The organism is Billgrantia saliphila (assembly GCF_002930105.1).
Taxonomy (GTDB): domain Bacteria; phylum Pseudomonadota; class Gammaproteobacteria; order Pseudomonadales; family Halomonadaceae; genus Halomonas; species Halomonas saliphila.
This window is the reverse complement of the sequence record NZ_PJRN01000005.1, coordinates 61568-77828: the sequence shown is the minus strand read 5'-3', so window position 1 is coordinate 77828 and position 16261 is coordinate 61568. Positions and strand designations below refer to the sequence as shown.

The following is a 16261-nucleotide window of genomic DNA, read 5'->3' as shown; positions in this document are numbered from 1 at the left end:
TCCCTCGGACTGGCGAGGGAGGGAGGGGGCTTCCTACACTCAGGCCAGCAATTCGTTCGAGCCCCGGGCAGGCATTCGCCCGGGAGGCATTCGCCACGTCAACGGAGTGACACCTTGCGCAGTTTACCGGCGACCCTACCGATCCTGTTCGTCTGCGAAATCAGTTTCCTGCTTGGCCACGGCCTGATCATGACCCTGCTTGGGGTGCGCATGTCCATGGAGGGGTTTCCCTCGCACATGGCGGGCCTGCTGATGTCGAGTTTCTCGCTCGGCTTCGTGCTGGGCAGCTACGCGCTGGAGAAGCGCATCCGCAGCGTCGGCCATATTCGTGTGTTCTCCGCCTGCGCCGGCCTGCTGGCAGTTACCGCCATGCTTCATGGCCTGTGGGTCAACCCCTGGGCTTGGCTGGCCTGGCGGCTGATCGGCGGGGTCGCCACCGCGGGCATGCTGATGGTGATGGAGTCGTGGGTCTCGGGGGAGTCGACCAATGAGAATCGCGGCCGGGTGCTGGCGCTCTACATGATCATCTCGACCCTGTCGCTGGCCGGCGGGCAGTGGTTGCTCAACTTCGGCGACCCGGCGGGACCGGCACTGTTCTCCCTGGTCGGCATGCTGTTCGCCCTGTCGCTGGTGCCGCTGTCGATCGTGCGCATCCACGGCCCGCGCCAGGCCCACGACTTCCAGCCCCAGAAGATCCGCCTGAAGGCGCTGTTCAAGCGTGCCCCGGTAGGCCTGGTCGGCGCCTTCACCGCCGGTATGATGGTACAAGCCTTCTTCGCCATGACGCCGTTCTACGGCCAGGAAATCGGCCTGACCACCGGCGAGACGGCGCGCTTCATGGCGATCACCACCATGGTGGCGCTGTTCGCCCAGTGGGGGCTCGGACGACTCTCGGATTACATCGACCGGCGCAAGGTGATCCTCGGCATGGCCGTGATGATGACGATATCCGGCGCCTTCGTGTCGATGATGGTGCGCATCGACTTCTGGATGCTGGTCGTGGCGGCCTGTTTCCATACCGCCATGCTGCATACCCTCTACGCCCTGAGCCTGGCGCATACCAACGACTGGCTCGATCCCGGCGAGGTCGTGGCCGCCAACGCCAAGCTGATGATCTGGTACGGCATCGGCTCGATCATCGGCCCCTTCGCCGCCTCGCTGGTCATGCGCCTGGTGGGCCCCGACGGTCTGTGGATGTTCCTCGGTGGCGCTTCGTTGACCTTGGCGGCGTTCGTGGCGCTGCGTTTGCGTCGGCGCCCCGGCGTTCCCGTCGAGGAGGTCGAGCAGGAACCCTTCGTCGCGGTGCCCACGCTGGAGACGCCGCACTTCGCCGAGCTCGACCCGCGCCTGGAGCCGACCCAACTGGAGTTTCACTTCGAGGATGAGGCCGCCGTTTCGGGCGAGGGTGACATGACGCAGGAAGCCGCCTGAGGCTTCCCCCGGGAAGCGAATGCGGCATTATGGTTTTTTCCTCGCTGGAGATACCGATGCGATATGTCAACGCCCTGTGCCATGTACGGAGGCTCGTTCTGCTGTTGGCTCTCGCGGCGCCGCCTGCCGCGGCGCATTCGGATGCCTGCCCGGTGCCTGGCGAGTGGCTGCGGCCCGGCGACGAGCCGCTCGATTCTTCCGAACTGCTGGGCGAGCTGGCCGCACGTGACGTGGTGCTGCTTGGCGAGCAGCACGAGAGGGTCGACCACCATCGCTGGCAGCTGCATACCCTGGCCGGGCTGCATGCGCGACGCTCCGACATGGTGATCGCCCTGGAGATGTTGCCGCGCGAGGCGCAGCCGGCGCTGGACGCCTGGGTCGCGGGCGAGCTCGACGAGGCGGCCTTTCTCGAAGAGAGCGACTGGTATGACGCCTGGGGCTTCGATCCCGAACTCTATCTACCGATTCTGCATTTCGCCCGCCTGCAGCAGGTGCCGCTGGTGGCCATCAACGTGACGCCCGAGCTGCGCAGCCGCCTGGCCGAGAAGGGCTGGGCGGCGGTGCCCGAGAACGAACGCTTCGGCATTTCGTCACCGGCCGAGCCGGCGGCGGCCTACCGCGAGCGGCTGGCTGAGATCTACGCCCAACATCCCGGCGGCGACGAGGAAGAGGGCTTCGAACGTTTCGTCGCGGCGCAGCTGGTATGGGACCGGGCAATGGCCGCGGGCTTGGCAGAGGCCGGCGAAGCAGGCGCGCTGGTGGTCGGCCTGGTCGGCCAGGGCCACCTGCAGTTCGGCCATGGCGTGCCCCATCAGCTTGACGACCTGGGCGTGGCGTCGCGTGCCGTCCTGCTGCCCTGGCCGGCGGCAGGCGCGGACTGCGAGCCGCCGCCGACGGACGTGGCGCAGGCGGTGTTCGGCATTGCCGAGCGCGGCGAGCCGGCATCCTCTCCGCCGCAGCTGGGCATTCTCCTGGCGCCGGCCGAGGCGGGAGTGACAGTGCAGAGCGTGATTGAGGGGTCGCTGGCGGAGCGCGCTGGCCTCGAGGCGGGCGACGTCATCCTGCGCGCGGCCGGTGAAACGATCGCGCAGCCCGGCGGCCTGATCGCGCAAGTACGCCGCCAGCCGTCCGGCACCCTGTTGCCGCTCGAGATTCGTCGCCAAGGCGAGGTGCAGGAAGTGCTGGTACGCTTTCCCGCGCGCGACGACGATGCGAGGCACTGACCCAGATCAGGTAAGCCGCCGCCGAATACGGTATGTTGGGCGCAGCGTCGGCGAGTCCGGCGAGGTTTTCACCCGCCCCGCCCGCGGGGCTGCGATGCAGGAGGTTCGCCTTGGCCATTTCCCGTTTTGCCGATCTGCTCGACGAGGCACGGCGACAGCCCGAGCCGCAGCGACTGTTGTTCGTCTTCACCCGCGCCGAGCTGCCGGATGACCCCAGCATGGAACAGCGCCAGCGCTTCGAGCAGGGCGAGGGCGGCGTGCTGACCCCGGTGCTATGCGTCGACAAAACCCCCGAAGAGCTCAGCGACATGGCGGCGCTGGTCGAGGAATCGAGGCGCACCGGCACCGACTGGGATCTCGTCTTCGTCGGCGCACTGTCCGGCCAAGGGCATCAACCGCCTTCGCCGGAGGAGGCCGAGCGCCAGCTGCAGCGCATGGTCGAGGCCTTGCAGATGGGCAGCGTGCAACGCTATCTGGCGTTCGACCGCGAGGGCGAGGTGATGGCCTTGCAATGAACGGCGTGCGCCACCATATGGCCTGAAGCGGACGTCCCATAGAAAAGGCTTATCGAAACCATGGTCGGTTTCAATTTTCGACTATTGGCTAGCATGGTTAAGATGGGCGCCGTATTCGGATCATCCCATACCCAAGCCAAGGAGCATTGCTGAATGTCCCTGATCAACACCGAAGTGAAGCCGTTCAAAGCCACCGCCTACCACAACGGTGAGTTCGTCGACGTCACCGACGCCGACCTGAAGGGTAAGTGGAGCATCTTCTTCTTCTATCCGGCCGACTTCACCTTCGTCTGCCCGACCGAGCTGGGCGATCTGGCCGACAACTACGCCGAATTCCAGAAGCTGGGCGTCGAGATCTACAGCGTCTCCACCGACACCCATTTCACCCATAAGGCGTGGCACGACAGCTCCGAGACCATCGGCAAGCTGCAGTTCCCGATGCTGGCCGACCCGACCCTGCAGATCTCGCGCAACTTCGAAGTGCTGATCGAGGATTCAGGCCTGGCCGAGCGCGGCACCTTCGTCGTCGACCCCGACGGCAAGATTCAGATCGTCGAGATCAACGCCGGCAACATCGGCCGTAACGCCGAGGAGCTGCTGCGCAAGGTCAAGGCCGCCCAGTACGTTCGCAACAACCCGAACGAAGTCTGCCCGGCCAAGTGGAAGGAAGGCGAAGAAACTCTCGCCCCGTCACTGGACCTGGTCGGCAAGATCTAAGCGATCTTCCGACCCGCGAGGCTATCCCCTGACCTCGCGCGTATGACACGCCCGGGCACGCGTTGCCCGGGCGCTCTTTCCGAAACGTGCAAGCTCTTGTCTGCGCTGGCTTCCGGTCCGCGTCTAGATAGCGTCTTGCCGCCGTTCTTGAGCCAGACATGAGGGAACCGCTGTCATGTTGGACGACAATCTGAAGAACCAGCTGAAGACGTACCTGCAGAAGGTCACACAACCGTTCGAGATCGTCGCATCCCTCGATGACGGCGAGAAGTCCAGGGAGCTGCATGGGTTGCTGCAGGACATCAGCCATCTCAGCGACAAGATCACCCTGCGCCTCGACGGCGAGGATGCGCGCAAGCCCTCCTTCGCACTGAACCGCCCCGGCGAGGACACCGGCCTGACGTTCGCCGGCATCCCCATGGGCCACGAGTTCACTTCGCTGGTGCTGGCCCTGCTACAGGTTGGCGGCCATCCGCCCAAGGTCAGCGACGACAAGATCGAGCAGATCAAGCAGCTCGAGGGCGAACTGCACTTCGAGACTTATTTCTCGCTTTCCTGCCAGAACTGCCCCGACGTGGTGCAGGCGCTGAACTTGATGGCGATCCTCAACCCGAACGTGCGTCACGTCGCCATCGACGGCGCCCTGTTCCAGGACGAGGTGGAAGAGCGCCAGGTGATGTCGGTGCCGAGCATCTATCTAAATGGCGAACCCTTCGACCAGGGCCGCATGAGCCTGGAGCAGATCCTGGCCAAGGTGGACACCGGCGCGGCCAAGCGCGAGGCGGCCAGGCTCAACGAGAAGGATCCGTTCGACGTGCTGGTGGTGGGCGGTGGTCCGGCCGGGGCCGCGGCGGCTATCTACGCCGCGCGCAAGGGGATTCGCACCGGTGTGGCGGCGGAGCGTTTCGGCGGCCAAGTGCTCGACACTATGGCGATCGAGAACTTCATCTCAGTCAAGGAGACCGAAGGGCCCAAGCTCGCGGCCGCGCTCGAGGAGCACGTCAAGCACTATGAAGTCGACATCATGAACCTGCAGCGCGCGGTGGAGCTGGTGCCGGCCGCCGATCAGGGCGGCGAGCACGAGGTGGTGTTCGAGTCCGGCGCGCGGCTCAAGAGCAAGACTCTGGTGCTGGCCACCGGCGCCCGCTGGCGCGAGATGAACGTGCCCGGCGAGAACGAGTACCGCAACAAGGGCGTGGCCTACTGCCCGCACTGCGACGGCCCGCTGTTCAAGGGCAAGCGCGTGGCGGTGATCGGCGGTGGCAATTCCGGCGTCGAGGCGGCCATCGACCTGGCCGGGGTGGTGGAGCATGTCACCCTGATCGAGTTCATGGATGAGCTGCGCGCCGACGCGGTGCTGCAGAAAAAGCTCGCCAGCCTGCCCAACGTCGACGTGATCAAGGGCGCACGCACCACCGAGGTCAACGGCGACGGCACTCGGGTCACCGGCCTCACCTACGAGGAGCGGGCCAGCGGCGAGATCAAGCGGGTCGAGCTGGCCGGCGTGTTCGTGCAGATCGGGCTGGTACCCAACACCGAGTGGCTGACCGATTCGTCGATCGAGCTGTCGGCGCGCGGCGAGATCGTGGTCGACGAGCGCGGCATGACCTCGGTGCCCGGCATCTTCGCCGCCGGCGACGTTACGACCGTGCCCTACAAGCAGATCGTCATCGCCATGGGTGAAGGCTCGAAGGCTGCGCTGGGCTCTTTCGACTACCTGATTCGCCACTGAGGCCGTTGTGTCGCTGATAGCATTGTGTCATTGAGGGCGCCCGGCGCCCCGCTCTCCCTCCCTCGCGCCCCCGCAGGTTTTGCCTGCGGGGGCGCAGTCGTATCTTCCCCTGCCATTGGGCCGGGAATGGCTGCGCAAGCGAGAAGAGGTGAAACGCGCGGCAATATAGGCTAAGGATGACTCGAGGGGTTGCCTGGCAACCCACGACTCACCACTAGCGAAGGAAGGCGACATGAATCATAACAACACGCGCAGATGGCAGGTCACCGTGGCGCTGGCGACGCTCGGCGCGGGTGGCTTGGCCCACGCCGCCACGCTGGATGACGTGCGTGAACAGGACCGCGTCAGGTGCGGCGTCAATGCCGCCCAGCCGGGCTTCTCAGCGCTGGACGAGAACGACACCTATCGAGGCTTGGATACCGACGTCTGTCGCGCCGTTGCCGCAGCCGTACTGGGGGATGCCAGCAAGGTGCACTATGTGCCGCTCGACTCGGTGGAGCGCTTCACGGCGCTGCAGTCGGGCGAGGTGGATGTGCTGTCGCGAACCACCACGTGGACCTCGAGCCGGGATACCACCCTGGGCGTCAACTTTACCGGCATCAGCTACTACGACGGCCAGGCGTTCCTGGTCGCAAGCGACCTCGGCGTACAGAGCGCGCTGGAGTTGGATGGCGCGGCGGTGTGCACCCAGTCGGGGACCACCAGCGAACTCAACCTGGCGGACTACTTTCGCGCCAACGACCTGACCTACGAGGCGGTGGTCTTCGATTCGCCGGAGCAGTCCATCAACGGCTTCGAGGCGGGGCGCTGCGATGTGCTCAGCTCCGACGCTTCCCAGTTGCATGCCCAGCGCATGCAGCTGGACGATCCCGCCAGCGCCGTGGTGCTGCCCGAGATCATCTCCAAGGAGCCCTTGGGGCCGGCGGTGCGGCAGGGTGACGACCAGTGGTTCAATATCGTCAAGTGGTCGCTATTCGCGATGATCAACGCCGAGGAGATGGGCATTACCAGCGACAATGTCGACGAGAGGCTAGAATCCGACAACCCCGACATCGCTCGCCTGCTCGGGCGTGACGGCAACTACGGCGAGGCGATGGGGCTCGGCGCCGATTGGGCTTATCAGATCGTCAAGCAGGTCGGCAACTACGGTGAGGTGTTCGAACGCAATGTCGGGGCTGGTTCGGAGTTCGGCATCGAGCGTGGCCAGAATGCCCTGTGGACCGAGGGGGGACTGCAATATGCGCCGCCGGTGCGCTGAGACGCACTTGCGCACCATCATGGTGCGCCTCAAACGGCCGGATATCCTTTGACACGACCGTTGAATAAGGGTTTTGCCTGCGCTATCCCCGCCTTGGAACAAACCTTGCTAAGGTGCTGGCACATGCCCAGGCATGCAGCGTTCAAGACACAACATCTATCTACGAGGGATCTTTCATGCGCGACAACAAGAACAAGTGGCTGTTGCTCACTTCCGCAGCGGCACTGGCAGTAGGTACCGTTTCCATGGCGTCCGCCGATACACTCGATAACACGCTCGAGCGCGGCACCTTGCAGTGCGGCGTCAGCGACGGTCTGCCGGGGTTCTCCGCACCGAACGATCAGGGCGAGTGGCAGGGTCTGGACGTCGACGTTTGCCGCGCCGTGGCGGCCGCCGTATTCGGCGACTCCGAGGCGGTACGCTACATCTCGCTGAACGCCGTTGAGCGCTTCACCGCGCTGCAGTCGGGCGAGGTGGACGTGCTCTCGCGCAACACCACCTGGACCACCACCCGCGACACCACCCTGGGCCTGAACTTCACCGGCGTGACCTTCTACGACGGCATCGGCTTCATGATCAACAAGGACCTGGGCGTCTCCAGCGCCACGGAGCTCGACGGCGCGGCGATCTGCGTCCAGTCCGGCACCACCACCGAGCTCAACGTGGCCGACTACTTCCGTGCCAACGGCATGGAGTTCGACCCCATCGTCTTCGATACCTCAGAGCAGACCGTGGGCGGCTACGAGGCCGGCCGCTGCGACGTGCTGACCTCCGACTCTTCGCAGCTCGCCGCGCTGCGCATCCAGCTCTCCGACCCGGACCAGTCCGTCATCCTGCCCGAGATCATCTCCAAGGAGCCGCTGGGCCCGGTGGTGCGCCAAGGCGATGACAAGTGGTTCAACATCGTCAAGTGGTCGCTGTTCGCCATGCTCAACGCCGAAGAGATGGGCATCACCAGCGAGAACGTCGACGAGATGCTCGAATCCGACAACCCTGATGTCGCCCGCCTGCTCGGCCGCGACGGCAACTACGGCGAGGCGATGGGGCTCTCCGCCGACTGGGCCTACAACATCATCAAGCAAGTGGGTAACTACGGCGAGAGCTACGATCGCAACGTGGGCATGGACTCCCCGCTCCAGATCGAGCGCGGCATCAATGCCCTGTGGACCGAAGGCGGCATCCAGTACGCTCCGCCGATTCGCTGATCGAACCGCCCGAGACACCGCTTAAGTGCCTCGATCCAACTGTGCCCCGACCCGGACACCCCGGGTCGGGGTTTGACAACTGCTTGACGGATCCAGGCGGAGAGTCCCTTCATGTCTGTTCGACCCAAGGCCCAGTCCGTGGGCCCAAAACCGCCTTTCTGGCGTGATCGCGCCAAGCGTGCGCTGATCTTCCAGGTGCTGCTGATCGCCGCTGTCGTGGTCTTCCTGCTCTACATTGTCGGCAATACCCAGGCCAACCTCGCGGCCCGCGGCATCACCACCGGCTTCGGTTTCCTGACCAATACCGCCGGCTTCGGCATCGTCCAGAGCCTGATCGATTACTCGTCGCAGAGTACCTATGGCCGTACCTTCGTGGTGGGCCTGCTCAACACCTTGGTGGTGTCCGCGCTGGGTATCCTGGCGGCCACCCTGATCGGCTTCGTCGTCGGCATCGCCCGGCTATCGCCCAACTGGCTGATCGCCCGGCTGGCCAGCGGCTATATCGAGATATTCCGCAACATCCCGCTGCTGCTGCAGATATTCTTCTGGTACTTCGCCGTGCTGCGCGCCATGCCCAGTCCACGCGACAGCCTGACGCTGGGCGAAGTGGCCTTCCTCAACGTACGCGGCCTGTTTCTGCCCGAGCCGCAGTTCCTGTCCGGTTTCGGGCTGATCCCGCTGGCCCTGGCGATTGCCGTCGTGGCCAGCATCGTGCTGGTGATCTGGAACAAGCGTCGCCACGAGGCTACCGGCAAGCGCCTGCCGGCGGGCTGGATCTCGCTGGGACTGATCATCGGCCTGCCGCTGCTGGTTCTGGTCGTCACCGGTGTTCCCGTGACCTGGGAAGTGCCGGAGCTGCGAGGTTTCAACTTTCGCGGCGGCTTCACCGTGATCCCCGAGTTCCTGGCGCTGTGGCTGGCGCTGTCGATCTACACGGCGTCGTTCATCGCCGAGATCGTACGCTCGGGCATCCAGGCGATCCCCCACGGCCAGACCGAGGCGGCACAGGCGCTGAGCCTGCCGCAGAACCTGGTGCTGCGCCTGGTGGTGGTGCCGCAGGCGCTGCGCGTGATCATTCCGCCGTTGACCAGCCAGTACCTCAACCTGATCAAGAACTCCTCGCTGGCCACCGCCATCGGCTACCCGGACCTGGTCTCGGTGTTCGCCGGCACCACCCTCAACCAGACGGGGCAGGCGATCGAGGTCATCGCCATGACCATGGCGGTCTACCTGACCATCAGTCTGTTGGTGTCGATGTTCATGAACTGGTTCAACGCCCGCGTGGCGCTGGTGGAACGCTAGGAGAGGCGCCATGACAATTCAACACAAGATGATCGAGGCGCGCCCGGCGCCCAAGAACACCGTGGGTCCGCTTGCCTGGCTGCGCGCCAACCTGTTCAGCGGGCCGGTGAACAGCGTCTTCACCCTGCTGGGCTTCTACCTGCTCTATCTGCTGCTGGTGCCCACCATCGAATGGGCCTTTATCGATGCCGACTGGATCGGTACCAGCCGTGACGATTGTTCCCGGGAAGGGGCCTGCTGGGTTTTCGTCAATGCGCGAATCGGTCAGTTCATCTATGGCCTCTACCCGCGCGATGAGATCTGGCGGGTTAACCTGACCTTCGGCGTGTTCGCGGTACTGATAGCCTGGCTGGCGATTCCGCGACTGCCGTTCAAGCGATGGGTGGCGTTGGCCACGCTGGTGGTGTTCCCGCTGCTCGCCTTCGTGCTGCTTTACGGCGGTCTGTTCGGCCTGCCGCTGGTTCAGACCCATCGCTGGGGCGGCCTGATGCTGACGCTGGTGCTGGCCGTGGTGGGCATGGTTGGGGCGCTGCCGATCGGCATCGTGCTGGCGCTGGGGCGACGCTCGCAGATGCCCATCGTCAAGAGCTTCTGCGTGGTCTTCATCGAGTTCTGGCGTGGCGTACCGCTGATCACCGTGCTGTTCATGGCGTCGGTGATGTTGCCGCTGTTTCTGCCGACCGGCGTCAGCGTCGATCGCCTGATTCGCGCCTTCATCGGCATCACCCTGTTTCAGAGCGCCTACATGGCCGAGGTGATCCGCGGCGGGCTGCAAGCGATTCCCCGCGGCCAGGAGGAGGCGGCAGCGGCGCTGGGCATGAGCTACTGGCTGCGCATGGGGCTGATCGTGCTGCCTCAGGCGCTGAAGATGATGATCCCCGGGATCGTCAACACCTTCATTTCGCTGTTCAAGGATACCACCCTGGTTATGATCATCGGGCTGTTCGACCTGCTGGGGATCGTGCAGGCAGCGCTGTCGGACTCCCGCTGGCTGGGTTTCTCCCTGGAAGGCTACGTGTTCGCCGCGTTCATGTTCTGGATCTTCTGTTTCAGCATGTCGCGCTACAGCCAGTATCTCGAGCGGAAACTGCACACCGGCCACAAGCGTTAAGGACGTAAACAATGACTGAGCAAGCAACCCAGGCCGGCAACGAGACCTCGATGGTCGAGATGCGCGGCGTCAACAAGTGGTACGGCGACTTCCACGTGCTGCGCGATATCAACCTGGAGGTCCAGCGTGGCGAGCGGATCGTCATCTGTGGGCCCTCGGGGTCGGGCAAGTCGACGCTGATCCGCTGCATCAATCACCTCGAGGAGCACCAGGCCGGCGAGATCGTGGTCGGTGGCGTTCCGCTGACCCAGGACGTCAAGCGCATCGAGCAGATACGCCGCAGCGTGGGCATGGTGTTCCAGCACTTCAATCTCTTCCCGCACCTCACGGTGCTGGAGAACTGCTGCCTGGCGCAGACATGGGTGCAGAGGAAGCCGCGCCGCGAGGCGGAGCGGCTTGCCATGCAGTACCTGGAACGGGTCAAGATCGCCGAGCAGGCGCTCAAGTATCCCGGTCAGTTATCGGGCGGTCAGCAGCAGCGCGTGGCGATAGCCCGCTCGCTGTGCATGCACCCCGAGGTGATGCTGTTCGACGAGCCCACGTCGGCGCTCGATCCCGAGATGATCAAGGAAGTGCTCGACGTCATGGTGGAGCTGGCGGAGGAGGGCATGACCATGCTCTGCGTGACCCACGAGATGGGCTTCGCCAAGACCGTGGCCGACCGCGTGATCTTCATGGACCAGGGCCAGATCATCGAGGAGAACGCGCCCGAGCCGTTCTTCAACAACCCACAATCCGAGCGTACCCAGCTCTTCCTGAGCCAGATACTCGGTCACTGAGGGATGCGCGTGGCCGGGTCTGCGCTAACGCAGGACCGGCCGTGGCGGGCTTGCCGTGGGCATGGCGCCGCTGGCGTTAGCGGCGTGATGGTCCTGCGAGCGGGCGGGCAGGAAGTCGGTCAACAACCGGTGCCCTGCGGCTTCAGCGGCTGCGCGGGGCGCATGGTCCGGGCGCTGCCCAGCACGCTGGGTTCGGTCTCGAGCGGACGCGCCTCGCTGGTCCAGGCCGCATCGGTACCGTGCACGGCTGGCCGGCGTTCGAACGAGCGGGTAACCACGTCGCGCGGGGCGAACCCCACTCGAGCCTCGAGATGGTGCGGCAGCAGGCATAGCTCGACCAGCAGGCGCAGGCCCAGGGCGACGGCCAGCCATAGCCCGACGCCCAGCGCCAGGGTCGGCCAGGCCGTTGCCCAGCCGGCGGTGTCGAACCAGGGGCTGCGAGGCAGCAGCCAGAATGCCGCGATGCCGAGCAGGGCGAGCTGCAGCAGACAGTGTGAGACGAGCAGGGTGCCGCGGGACAACGGGCGGCGGGGAAACAGGAACTGGCGCATCGGATCCTCCCGGGAACGCATCGCGGTACGATGAACGTGCCGACATCCATGACGGTCATCCGATGCTACCCCAGAAGTTCGCGGCGGTCAGCTGTTGCCTTTTGCAAGCGAAGGTAACGCTCACTCCAGCACAGTAACGCCGGAAGGCACTAACGACTCGCGATCGCGATGCTCGCTCAGCAATCGGCCCTCGAGCGCGGTGAGCAGGATCTGCAGCGGATCGCCGTGACTGACCAAGAGGATGGTCTCGTCGCGCAGGGCGCTCTCCAGCGAGGCGATCACCCCTTGCATGCGGGCGGCAACGCTGGCCACGCTTTCGACGCCGTATTCGCGATGTTCCGGATCGTGGGCATCCAGCGCCCAGACGTCACGGTAATGGCGATCCGAGGCTCCTTCGAATTCGCCGAACTCCCGCTCGCGCAGGCGCGGTTCCGGTTGTGCTTCGAGGCCGAAGTGAGCGGCCACTCGTTCGGCGGTCTCGGTCGTGCGCAGAAAATCCGAATGCAGGATGCGAGTGGGAATGGGCCAGCGCCAGTCGGCAAGCCGTGCGTCGAGCTCCTGCGCACCCTGGCGGGAGAGGCCGAATGCCAGGAGTCCCTGGCTCGGCGTACTGATGATGCGCTGCTGGGCATTGGCCTGGCTGTGGCCATGGCGCATCAGCAGATAGCGATTGCACCGCCGGGACGGGGCGGACTGTAACGGGATTGACATCGTGTTGTCATGCTACCTAGATTGAAGGTCAGTTTCGTTTGCGACCATTGCAGCGCTTGAATGTTCGCTTTCGAGCAAGTAATGCCCAGCATAGGCGGCTTTTCGCCTATTCTGGATACACATATAACAACCGAGCGCATAGAGAGTCACGCCATGACAATCGACAAGAAGCTGTTCCCACATCCTCTTCCCCAGTTGGCCTTCGCCTCCCTGCTACCGCTGGCACTGCTCGCCTCGGCCCCGCTGCAGGCCCAGGACGACTGCGAGCGCGGTGACCTGGACAGCCTTTATTGCGACGAGGATGGCGATCTGGTCGCCGACCGCCCCGAAGATGAATCGGAGTGGGTCGACCCGGATACGCTGATCTTCGCCTACACCCCCGTGGAAGACCCCGCCATCTATGGCGACATCTGGCAGCCGTTCATCGATCACCTGCAGGAAGTGACCGGACGCGACGTGCGCTTCTTCGCCGTGCAGTCCAACTCGGCCCAGGTCGAGGCGATGCGCAGCGGGCGGCTGCATATCGCCGGCTTCTCCACCGGCCCCACGCCGTTCGCGGTCAACCTCGCCGGCGCCGTGCCCTTCGCGCTGATGGGCTCCGACGACGGCCAGTTCGGCTACACCCTGCAGGTCTACACCCATGTCGATTCGGACATCGAGGAGATGGAGGATCTCAAGGGTAAACGTGTTGCGCACACCTCGCCGACCTCCAACTCGGGCAATCAAGCGCCCCGTGCGCTGTTCCCCGAACTGGGTGTCGTACCCGACGAGGACTACGAAGTGATCTACTCCGGCAGCCATGACCAGTCGATGCTGGGCGTGGTCGCGCGTGACTACGACGCCGCGCCGGTCGCCTCGGAGGTGGTCGAACGCATGGCCGATCGTGGCCTCTACGATCCGGACGAGGTGCGCATGATATTCGAGTCGGACCGTTTCCCGACCACTTCCTACACTTACGCGCACAACCTGCATCCCGATCTGGTCGACAAGATCGAGGAGGCCTTCTTCAGCTTCGAGTTCGAAGGCACCGAGCTGGGTGAGGAGTTCGACGGCGTCGAGAAGTTCATCCCCATCAACTACCAGGAGCACTGGAAGGTCATCCGCACTATCCAGGAGGCCAACGGGGTCGAGTACACCCCCGAAAACCTGGAACAGGAGTGAGTCTCGTGCCCCCGGGCATCTCGGGGGCATGCTCAGTGTGCTGAGTGAGGGGATGGAATGCTGGAGATATCGAAGCTGGTCAAGCGCTACGGCAATGACGAGCCGGTACTCAAGGAGCTCGATCTGGTGGTGGAGGGCAGCAGTGTCGTCTCCATCGTCGGCGCCTCCGGGGCTGGCAAGAGCACCATGCTGCGCTGTATCAACCGCCTGGTGGAGCCCACTTCGGGCTCGATCCGGCTCAACGGCACCGAGCTGGTCAACCTGCGCGGCGGAGCGCTGCGGCGGGCGCGGCGCAAGATCGGCATGGTCTTTCAGGGCTTCAACCTGATCGACCGGCTGACGGTCATGGAGAACGTGCTGGCCGGTCGCCTCGGCTACGTGAGCCTCTACCAGGCGGTGACTCGCCGCTACCCGCAGCAGGACATCGAGCGCGCCTTCGCACTCATGGAGCGGGTGGGCATCGCGCATTACGCCAACAAGCGCGCCGATGCGCTTTCCGGCGGCGAGCGGCAACGGGTCGGGGTGGTACGGGCAATGATGCAGGAGCCGGAGATCCTGCTCGCCGACGAGCCCACGGCCTCGCTCGACCCGCGCACCTCCGAGCAGATCATGAAGCTGCTGCAGAGCCTGGCGCAGGAGCTTGCGCTTCCCGTGCTGATAAACATCCACAACGTCGCCCAGGCCAAGGCCTACACCGAGCGCATCGTCGGTCTGCGCCATGGCAAGATGATCTTCGATGGCGCCCCCGGCGACTTCGACAAGGAGGCGCTGGACGCCATCTACGGCGGTATCGAGGCGCCCGAGGAAGAGATCACCGCGGCGCCATCGCGAACGCCCGGCGAAGGAGTGTCGCATGGCCAGATCTGACGCCGCCGGGGATGCATCGGCAACGCGCGCCTGGCGCAAGCCGCCGTTCATCGCCAACCCCTGGCTGCGCTACGGGCTGTGGCTCGGCGTGTTGATTTATCTGGTATGGGCGCTGGGCAGCCTGCCGTTCAACTGGGAGCGCATCGCCGAAGGGCTGCCGCGCGCCTCGCGCATCTTCGGTGGCGGCTTTCCGCCGGATTTCTCGCGTAGCGGACTGCTGCTCACCGGCTTCAAGGAGAGCCTGCAGATCGCCGTCCTGGCCACGCTGCTGGGCGTGTTGCTGTCGATTCCGTTCGCCGTGATGGCGGCCAAGAATATCGTACCCAAGCCGGTCTATCTGTTCGGCCGGGCGGTGATCATTGTCTCGCGCAGCTTCCATCCGGTGATCGTCGCCATCCTCTTCGTTGCCGCGGTGGGCTTCGGTCCGCTGGCGGGGGTCCTGACGCTGACCGTCTATTCGATCGGGTTCGTCGGCAAGCTGCTCGCCGAGGAGATCGAGGAGATCGACTGGGGTCAGGTCGAGGCGATGAAGGCCACCGGCGCGGGCTACTTCGCCATCCTCACCTATGCCGTGTTCCCGCAGATCCTGCCGCGCCAGGTGGGGCTGTCGATGTACCAGCTTGACAGCAACCTGCGCGCCTCCGCGGTGGTGGGCATCGTCGGCGCTGGGGGCATCGGCGCCACGCTGATGAACGCCTTCGGTCGTTACGACTATGACTTCGCTTTCGCCATCCTGCTGGTGATCATCGCCATGATCCTGGTCAGCGAAGGCATCAGCGGCTGGATAAGGAAACGCATATGGTAGACCACGCCGCTTCTCCGACGTCGCGAATCTGGCAGCGTTACGACCGCCGCCAGCGCCTTGTCCGCTTCTTCTCGATGCTGCTGACGCTGACGCTGATCGTCTGGGCGGTCAAGGACATCGACATCTTCTGGCCCTGGGTATGGGATGCCCCCAATCAGATTTCGAACCTCGGCGCGCGCATGTGGCCACCGGACCCCGCGCGCCTGAGCGAGATCGTCCTGGCCATGGTCGAGACAGTGCACATCGCCACCCTAGCGACCATGCTCAACGTGTTCATCGCTCTGCCGGTGGCGTATATCGCGGCGCAGAACACCACACCCAATCGCGTCTGCCTGTGGCTGGGGCGCTTCATCCTGGTGGCCAGCCGCTCGGTGAACACCATCATCTGGGCGCTGCTGTTCGTGGCGATCTTCGGCCCCGGCGTGCTGGCCGGGATCCTGGCGATCATGTTCCGCTCGATCGGCTTCGTCGGTAAGCTGATGGGCGAGGCCATCGAGGAGATCGACCGTCGACCGGTGGAGGCCATGGAGGCCACCGGCGCGTCCAAGCTCAAGGTAGTGGCCTATGCCATCGTGCCCCAGGTGATGCCGGCCTTCTTCGCCATCGTCATCCTGCGCTGGGACATCAATATCCGCGAATCCACCGTGCTCGGGCTGGTCGGGGCCGGCGGCATCGGCGTGATCCTGCAGGGCTCGATCGATACTTTCGCCTGGCGCACCGTGGCCACCATCCTGCTGGCCATCATCGCCCTGGTGCTGTTCGGCGAAGCGGTGACCAGCTGGTTGAGGCGACGAGTGATCTAGGTTGGTTGACCCTGTCTCCAGGGCTTGCCATGTTGATCAGGGAAGAAGGAACGCCTGCGGGCTTTTCCATCCATCGGCAGCAAGGAGAGG

Annotated in this window: 16 protein-coding genes; 14 read left to right on the top strand and 2 right to left on the bottom strand. The window is 64.7% G+C overall.

The window, feature by feature from the left end:
- Window positions 1-114 precede the first annotated feature (114 nt).
- The 10 genes from CYJ07_RS07325 to CYJ07_RS07280 all read left to right on the top strand — a co-directional run bounded on the left by CYJ07_RS07325 (window position 115) and on the right by CYJ07_RS07280 (window position 11273).
- Window positions 115-1431, top strand: coding sequence for an MFS transporter (locus tag CYJ07_RS07325; RefSeq protein ID WP_104203031.1), 1317 nt, complete (start codon window positions 115-117; stop codon window positions 1429-1431).
- 56 nt (window positions 1432-1487) lie between these two features.
- The gene (locus CYJ07_RS07320) at window positions 1488-2654 is read left to right on the top strand and encodes a ChaN family lipoprotein (protein ID WP_104203030.1); all 1167 of its coding nucleotides are present in this window, start codon (window positions 1488-1490) and stop codon (window positions 2652-2654) included.
- Between the two features lie 110 nt (window positions 2655-2764).
- Window positions 2765-3169, top strand: a complete 405-nt coding sequence (locus tag CYJ07_RS07315) for a ribonucleotide reductase subunit alpha (RefSeq protein ID WP_104203029.1) — start codon at window positions 2765-2767, stop codon at window positions 3167-3169.
- Between the two features lie 153 nt (window positions 3170-3322).
- Window positions 3323-3886 (top strand): alkyl hydroperoxide reductase subunit C, encoded by a 564-nt coding sequence (gene ahpC / locus CYJ07_RS07310; protein ID WP_104203028.1) that lies wholly within the window; start codon window positions 3323-3325, stop codon window positions 3884-3886.
- Between the two features lie 175 nt (window positions 3887-4061).
- The gene (ahpF, locus tag CYJ07_RS07305) at window positions 4062-5618 is read left to right on the top strand and encodes an alkyl hydroperoxide reductase subunit F (protein ID WP_104203027.1); all 1557 of its coding nucleotides are present in this window, start codon (window positions 4062-4064) and stop codon (window positions 5616-5618) included.
- Between the two features lie 232 nt (window positions 5619-5850).
- Complete coding sequence (locus CYJ07_RS07300; protein WP_104203026.1) at window positions 5851-6876, top strand: amino acid ABC transporter substrate-binding protein; 1026 nt, start codon at window positions 5851-5853, stop codon at window positions 6874-6876.
- A 176-nt stretch (window positions 6877-7052) separates the two neighbouring features.
- Window positions 7053-8081 (top strand): amino acid ABC transporter substrate-binding protein, encoded by a 1029-nt coding sequence (locus CYJ07_RS07295; protein WP_104203025.1) that lies wholly within the window; start codon window positions 7053-7055, stop codon window positions 8079-8081.
- Window positions 8082-8192: 111 nt separating this feature from the next.
- Window positions 8193-9383 (top strand): amino acid ABC transporter permease, encoded by a 1191-nt coding sequence (locus CYJ07_RS07290; protein ID WP_104203024.1) that lies wholly within the window; start codon window positions 8193-8195, stop codon window positions 9381-9383.
- 10 nt (window positions 9384-9393) lie between these two features.
- Complete coding sequence (locus CYJ07_RS07285) at window positions 9394-10494, top strand: amino acid ABC transporter permease (RefSeq protein WP_104203023.1); 1101 nt, start codon at window positions 9394-9396, stop codon at window positions 10492-10494.
- A gap of 50 nt (window positions 10495-10544) precedes the next feature.
- Window positions 10545-11273 carry an amino acid ABC transporter ATP-binding protein gene (locus CYJ07_RS07280; protein ID WP_104203187.1) on the top strand — a complete coding sequence of 243 codons (729 nt, stop codon included), beginning with the start codon at window positions 10545-10547 and terminating at the stop codon, window positions 11271-11273.
- 119 nt (window positions 11274-11392) lie between these two features.
- On the opposite strand, the gene CYJ07_RS07275 is transcribed toward CYJ07_RS07280, so the two are convergent.
- A complete protein-coding gene (locus CYJ07_RS07275; protein ID WP_104203022.1) occupies window positions 11393-11824 on the bottom strand; it encodes a hypothetical protein in 432 nt (143 codons plus the stop codon).
- A gap of 120 nt (window positions 11825-11944) precedes the next feature.
- Complete coding sequence (locus CYJ07_RS07270; RefSeq protein ID WP_231489561.1) at window positions 11945-12535, bottom strand: histidine phosphatase family protein; 591 nt, start codon at window positions 12533-12535, stop codon at window positions 11945-11947.
- A 153-nt stretch (window positions 12536-12688) separates the two neighbouring features.
- Between CYJ07_RS07270 and phnD the strand changes: the two genes are divergently transcribed.
- From phnD to phnE (CYJ07_RS07250), 4 genes are read left to right on the top strand one after another with little or no spacing between them, the layout of a single operon-like run.
- Window positions 12689-13696 (top strand): phosphate/phosphite/phosphonate ABC transporter substrate-binding protein, encoded by a 1008-nt coding sequence (gene phnD / locus CYJ07_RS07265; RefSeq protein WP_104203021.1) that lies wholly within the window; start codon window positions 12689-12691, stop codon window positions 13694-13696.
- 57 nt (window positions 13697-13753) lie between these two features.
- Window positions 13754-14563, top strand: coding sequence for a phosphonate ABC transporter ATP-binding protein (gene phnC, locus CYJ07_RS07260; protein ID WP_104203020.1), 810 nt, complete (start codon window positions 13754-13756; stop codon window positions 14561-14563).
- Window positions 14550-15368, top strand: a complete 819-nt coding sequence (gene phnE / locus CYJ07_RS07255) for a phosphonate ABC transporter, permease protein PhnE (RefSeq protein WP_104203019.1) — start codon at window positions 14550-14552, stop codon at window positions 15366-15368. Before phnC ends, phnE (CYJ07_RS07255) begins: the two co-directional genes overlap by 14 nt.
- Complete coding sequence (gene phnE / locus CYJ07_RS07250; protein WP_104203018.1) at window positions 15362-16171, top strand: phosphonate ABC transporter, permease protein PhnE; 810 nt, start codon at window positions 15362-15364, stop codon at window positions 16169-16171. Before phnE (CYJ07_RS07255) ends, phnE (CYJ07_RS07250) begins: the two co-directional genes overlap by 7 nt.
- The last annotated feature ends 90 nt before the right edge of the window (window positions 16172-16261 follow it).